This window comes from Blautia sp. AF19-10LB (assembly GCF_003461245.1).
In the GTDB taxonomy this organism is placed as follows: domain Bacteria; phylum Bacillota; class Clostridia; order Lachnospirales; family Lachnospiraceae; genus Blautia_A; species Blautia_A intestinihominis.
On sequence record NZ_QTWS01000069.1, the window covers coordinates 1 to 5,893 of the forward strand.

Consider the following 5,893-nt stretch of genomic DNA (forward strand, 5'->3'; position numbering starts at 1 on the left):
TCAAAAGATAGTGGAAAGCTGATGATTTCTGTTCTGTCTGCGGTGGCAGAGATTGAACGGGAGAATATCCTTGTTCAGACAATGGAAGGACGAAAGCAGAAAGTCAGGGAAGGAAAATGGAACGGTGGATTTGCTCCATATGGCTATGAATTGGTAAATGGAGAATTGCAGATTGCAGAGGATGAAGCAGAGATTATTCGTCTGATCTATGACAAATTTATTCATACTAATATGGGAATCTCTGCGATTGCTGCATGGCTGAACCAGCATGGATATAAAAAGAAAAAGCGACAAAATAACACACTGGACGCATTTGCTTCTTCCTTTATAAAAGGCGTTCTGGATAATCCGGTATACTGCGGAAAGTTGGCTTATGGACGAAGGAAGAACGAGAAAGTTTCTGGAACAAGAAATGAATATCGCATTGTAAAACAGGAAAATTATATGCTGCACGATGGTATCCACGAAGGGATTATTTCAGAAACAGATTGGGAGCTGGCACATCAAAAACGGGAAAAAACAGGTGTGAAATATGAAAAGACGCATAGTCTGGATTATGAGCATATCTTATCTGGAATATTGAGATGTCCGTTATGTGGAAGCGGTATGTATGGGAACGTGAACCGAAAGAAAAAGAAAGACGGAACCTTATATAAGGATTATTTCTATTATGCCTGTAAACATCGTCGTCTGGTAGACGGTCATAAATGTGGATATCGTAAACAATGGAGTGAGGAGAAGATTAACAATGCAGTGGAAGAAGTTATTCGGAAGCTGGTGAAGAATCCGAAATTTGAAGAAGCAATTCTGAATAAAATCGGTTCAAGAATAGATACAGAAGAAATAGAAAAAGAGGTTGAAAGATTGGAAAAGCAGCACAAGCAGTTGACCGGAGCAAAAGCAAGACTTGGACAGCAGATGGATAGTCTGGATATCATGGATAAATTTTATGAAAAGAAATATCAGGATATGGAGACACGCTTATATCGTCTATATGATGAAATTGAAGGCGTGGAGAACAGTATAGAAGAAGTCAAGAATCGCCTGCTGAATATCCGGCAACAGAAAATATCAGAAGAAAACGTCTATCAATTTCTTTTATATTTTGATAAACTATATGATAAGTTCACCGACCTGGAGAAGAAAGAATTTCTTAACAGCTTTGTAGAACAGGTGGACATTTACGAGCAGGAGCAGCCAGATGGCAGATTCCTGAAGCACATAAAGTTCCGTTTTCCGGTGTATTTTGGAGACAGGGAGACACAGGAACTTTGTTGGGACAACGAAAGCACCGTTGAGACTGTGTGCCTCTTGAGCAACCGAAAACCAGATACCACGGTAAAACTCAGCGTGGATATGGATGATTACTACCGTATTAAAGATGGTAAAGAGCCTAAATAAAACCGAATAATACACTGAAACAAAGCAAGACAGAAGCTGTTGATGCGTTAGAAGATAACGTGTCAGCGGCTTTTTCTTTTTATCTAAAAATCTATTAGTCAAGTCTGAAAGGAGTCAATTCTATGGCAAAGAAAAACGTAAGAAATATTAAGGTTTGTGGACAGAGCGGTTATAAATATGAGACAGTTCCGGCGATTACATTAAAAGGAAAATGGCTGGAAGAGTTGGGATTTCATCTTGGGGATTATGTGCAGGTGAAATGTGAAAATGGTCAGCTGATTATCACGCCGGATGTGAATAAAGCACAGGAGCAGGAAGCAAAAAAAGCATTTATGGATGAGGAGATTAAGAAACTGAAAATCAGATACCAGAATGAAAAGGAAGAAATTACTGCAAAATATGTGGCAGAGCAGAGTGCAGGCTGTTATGGAAAGAAAGCGAAAGTGAATACGAACGTTACAGGGCGTTCTGCGGATGATCTGCGTGAACGCTTAAATTTTATTAAAAAATATATCTGAGGAGGATACGGATTATGACGATTCAGGAATTAATGGAGAAGAGAGCTAAGGTATGGGAAGCAGCAAAGAATTTTGTGGATACCCATGAGAATGAAAACGGGGTGCTGTCTGCGGAGGACAGTGCTGCCTATGAGAGGATGGAAGCGGAGATTGAGGATCTGACAAAGGCGATTGACCGCCACCGCAAGGCTAAGGAAATGGAAAAGAACCTGAACCAGCCGGTAAACCAGCCGCTGACCGGGAAGCCTTATGCAGGCGGCCAGGGTGAGCCAAAGACAGGACGTGCTTCTGATGAATACCGCAGGGCAATGCTGAATGCACTGAGAAGCAACTTACGTCAGGTTTCCAATACACTTCAGGAGGGCGTGGATGCCGATGGCGGTTATCTGGTTCCGGAAGAGTATGACAGAAGACTGGTTGATGTTCTGAATGAAGAGAATATCATGCGCCGTCTTGCCACAAGAATCGTGACTTCCGGGGAGCATAAGATCAATATTGCGGCCACCAAGCCGGCGGCAAGCTGGATTGAGGAAGGCGGGGCGCTGACTTTCGGGGATGCGACTTTTGACCAGAAGATCCTGGATGCACATAAGCTTCATGTGGCGATTAAGGTAACGGAGGAACTGCTTTATGACAATGCCTTTAATCTGGAAAATTACATTATTGTCCAGTTTGGAAAAGCACTTGCCAATGCGGAAGAGGATGCCTTCCTGAACGGAAACGGAACAGGGAAGCCGACCGGTATTTTTGACGGAACAGGCGGCGGACATCTGCTGAATACGCTGGCTGCAGCTTTGAAATCAGATGACATGCTGGATCTGGTGTATGGCCTGAAACGTCCGTACCGTAAAAATGCATCCTTTATCATGAATGATGCAACACTGCCTTCCCTTAGAAAGCTGAAGGACAATAACGGTGCTTATATCTGGCAGCCGGCTTATCAGGCAGGAGAACCGGACAGGATTCTGGGATATAAGGTGGAGACTTCTGCCTATGCACCGAAGGACGGTATCGCTTTTGGGGATTACAGTTATTACAACATTGGTGACCGTGGAAACAGATCCTTTAAGCAGCTGAATGAACTGTTTGCAGGCAACGGAATGATCGGTTTTGTTGCAAAGGAACGTGTGGACGGAAAACTGGTTCTTCCGGAAGCTGTGCAGATCATGAAACTGAAAGCTGACTAATAGAAAAACATGGGAACTGGCAGGAAAAAGCAGACCTGCCAGTTCTGCTTTTGAGGTGATGCAGTTGGTTGTGACAGTAAAGGAAATGAAGAATTACCTGCGGGTGGATTTTGACGATGATGATGTGCTGCTTTCTGATCTGATCGAACAGGGGCAGCAGATCTGCATGGACGTGGCAAGGATCACGGATGAGGATGAGTTTGAAGATCTGCAGGGGACGAAGATTGCCGTGCAGTATGCGGCTGCCTATCTGTATGAACACAGGGAGGAAGCGGATCACCATCAGCTGGTGATGGATCTGCGGTGCCTGCTGTTTGGAGTGAGGAAACCGGGGTTCTGAGGTGGTTGTTTTGAATATTGCATTGATGAATGAAAAGGTGATTTTTCAGAAGTGTTCTGTTGTGAAGGACGGGATCGGGAATCACAGGAATGAGTGGACAGAGGATTACAGCTGTTTTGCGACAATAGGCGGTGAGGGGCTTGCCAGTTCCAGGGAAGCGGAAACTGCAGGGACTGTGGTGGAGGATGTGGGAATGACTGTGACTGTGCGGTACTGTAAAAAGACTGCAGGTATCCGGTCTGTTACCCACAGGATTCTGTTTCGTGATCAGGTGTACGACATTGTGAGTGTGGACCATCTGAATTATAAGAAGAAGTGTCTGAAATTCACATGCAGGAAGGTCCGGAGGTGAGAGCATGGCAGGGGACAGGTGTACAGTCAGCCAGATGGCAGATGTGATCATGGAAGGGCTGGAAGAGTATGCACAGCTTGCGGCGGATGATATGAAAAAGGCGGTAAAGAAGGCAGGGACACAGGCAAGGAAGGATATACAGGAGAATGCCCCCGTGAAGACTGGTGCCTACGCAAAGAGCTGGGCGGCGAAGACCACGAAGGAAACTGCAAATGCAATGGAGATCGTGGTGTATTTCAGAAACAGGTACCAGCTGGCCCATCTGCTGGAGTTCGGCCATGCGCTGAGAAAAGGCGGCAGGACAAGGGCATTTCCCCATATTGCACCTGCGGAGGAACGGGCTGCGCAGACTCTGGAACGGGAAATGGAGAAGGCACTGAGGTGATGGCGGGAGGTGAAAGCATATGACACTGGAAGAACTGGCAGGGATGCTGGAAAAGACTGGTTTTCCTTTTGCTTATGACCATTTTGCGGAAGGGGAAAGCCCAGATCCGCCGTTTATCTGCTATCTGCTTCCTGGCAGTGATAATTTTTCGGCAGACGGGCGGGTATATTTCCGGATCAGTGAAGTGAGGATAGAACTTTACACGGACCGGAAGGATCCCGGGGCAGAAGCTCTGGTGGAAACAGTTCTGGATGATGCCGGGATTTTTTATAATAAGTCGGAGGTCTGGATCCAGAGCGAAAAGCTGTATGAGGTACTGTACAGTATGGAACTGTAATGATTTGTTAAATGATGGAGGGATAATATGTCTGATAAGAATAACAAGGTAAAGTATAACCTGAAAAATGCGCATTACGCATTACTGACGATCGGGGAGGACGGGGCGGTGTCCTATGCAGCACCGGTGCCGCTTCCGGGATCCGTATCACTGTCCCTGGATGCCAACGGGGAGCCGGAGAATTTTTATGCGGACGGTATTGCGTATTATGTGATCAACAACAATATGGGTTATGACGGTGATCTGGAGCTTGCATTGATTCCGGAGAGTTTCAGGACAGATGTGCTGAGGGAAAAGCTGGATGCCAAGGGTGTTCTGATTGAAAACTCGGATGCAGAACTGGCACTGTTTGCCCTGCTTTTTGAGTTTGACGGGGATGTGCGCCATATCCGCCACGTGATGTATAACTGTTCGGCTTCCCGTCCGAAGATTGAGGGCAAGACCAACGAGGAGAAGAAGGAAGTGCAGACGGAAACGCTGACTGTCAAGGCTACGCCGCTGTCGGATGGAAAGGTGAAGGCGAAGACAGGAGATACTACGGATACAACTGTTTATGCAGACTGGTACAAGGCGGTGTATCTGCCGGCTGCGGATCCGGCTTCTTTGCAGGCTGATAATGGTGGAAAGTCTGTTGTGGATGCTACAGGAAATGGAAAAGCACTGAGCTGAGGAGATTCAGATATGAGCATGATGAAGAAGATTGAGATTGACGGGAAGGCGGTTGCTTTTAAGGCATCGGCCGCCATTCCGCGTATTTACAGGATTAAGTTCCAGAGGGATATCTACAAGGATTTATCTGTTCTGGAAAAGAGTATCGGGGATGGGGATCCGGAAAAGTCCTCACTGGATCTGTTTTCCCTTGAGATGTTTGAGAACATTGCTTATGTGATGGCGAAACATGCGGATCCATCCATTCCGGATAATCCGGAGGACTGGCTGGATGAGTTCAACACGTTCAGTATTTACCAGGTTCTGCCGAAGCTGATCGAGCTGTGGGGAATGAACATCAGGACGGATGTGGAGGCTAAAAAAACTTCATGCAACAGACCGTGAAATGACAACTCCCCTGTTTCTTCTCCGGTGTGTGCAGCTGGGGATTTCCATCCGGGATCTGGATCTGCTGACTATCGGGATGGTGAATGATATGTTTGTGGAAAGCAGGAATGATGAGTATAAAGGATGGAGACAGGTTGCCACACAGGAGGATTTTGACAGGTTCTGATCTGATGATTATAGGTGACAGGATGCCTGGAAAAAGGTATAATGGTTTTATCAAATCGGAATTTGTGGAGAGATTTCCTGAACTTTCCTTATTTTTCAAGGCTTACAGCCTCTTAGATAGTGAAATGATATGTATTTTCCCTTATTTTTGC

10 protein-coding genes are annotated in these 5,893 nt (G+C 45.8%); all 10 read left to right on the forward strand.

Annotated features, from left to right (window positions below):
* Positions 1 to 1,401: recombinase family protein (locus DWX28_RS18710; RefSeq protein WP_243002502.1), on the forward strand; the 1,401-nt coding region annotated here is incomplete at its 5' end.
* Between the two features lie 122 nt (positions 1,402 to 1,523).
* A complete protein-coding gene (locus DWX28_RS18715) occupies positions 1,524 to 1,919 on the forward strand; it encodes a SymE family type I addiction module toxin (protein WP_118254646.1) in 396 nt (131 codons plus the stop codon).
* Between the two features lie 14 nt (positions 1,920 to 1,933).
* Positions 1,934 to 3,106 (forward strand): phage major capsid protein, encoded by a 1,173-nt coding sequence (locus DWX28_RS18720; RefSeq protein ID WP_118254648.1) that lies wholly within the window; start codon positions 1,934 to 1,936, stop codon positions 3,104 to 3,106.
* Between the two features lie 64 nt (positions 3,107 to 3,170).
* Entirely contained in the window at positions 3,171 to 3,446 is a 276-nt protein-coding gene (locus tag DWX28_RS18725; RefSeq protein ID WP_118254661.1) for a head-tail connector protein, read from the forward strand.
* Position 3,447: 1 nt separating this feature from the next.
* Positions 3,448 to 3,798: a phage head closure protein gene (locus tag DWX28_RS18730; protein ID WP_334294793.1), complete on the forward strand. Its 351-nt coding sequence runs from the start codon at positions 3,448 to 3,450 to the stop codon at positions 3,796 to 3,798.
* A gap of 4 nt (positions 3,799 to 3,802) precedes the next feature.
* Positions 3,803 to 4,183, forward strand: coding sequence for an HK97 gp10 family phage protein (locus DWX28_RS18735; RefSeq protein ID WP_118254650.1), 381 nt, complete (start codon positions 3,803 to 3,805; stop codon positions 4,181 to 4,183).
* Between the two features lie 19 nt (positions 4,184 to 4,202).
* The gene (locus DWX28_RS18740; RefSeq protein WP_118254653.1) at positions 4,203 to 4,520 is read left to right on the forward strand and encodes a hypothetical protein; all 318 of its coding nucleotides are present in this window, start codon (positions 4,203 to 4,205) and stop codon (positions 4,518 to 4,520) included.
* Between the two features lie 27 nt (positions 4,521 to 4,547).
* The gene (locus DWX28_RS18745; protein ID WP_118254655.1) at positions 4,548 to 5,189 is read left to right on the forward strand and encodes a major tail protein; all 642 of its coding nucleotides are present in this window, start codon (positions 4,548 to 4,550) and stop codon (positions 5,187 to 5,189) included.
* 12 nt (positions 5,190 to 5,201) lie between these two features.
* On the forward strand, positions 5,202 to 5,573 hold the full coding sequence (locus DWX28_RS18750; protein ID WP_118254657.1) for a hypothetical protein: 372 nt from the start codon (positions 5,202 to 5,204) through the stop codon (positions 5,571 to 5,573).
* 95 nt (positions 5,574 to 5,668) lie between these two features.
* On the forward strand, positions 5,669 to 5,893 hold a 225-nt coding region (locus DWX28_RS19740; RefSeq protein ID WP_207661140.1), incomplete at its 3' end, for a hypothetical protein.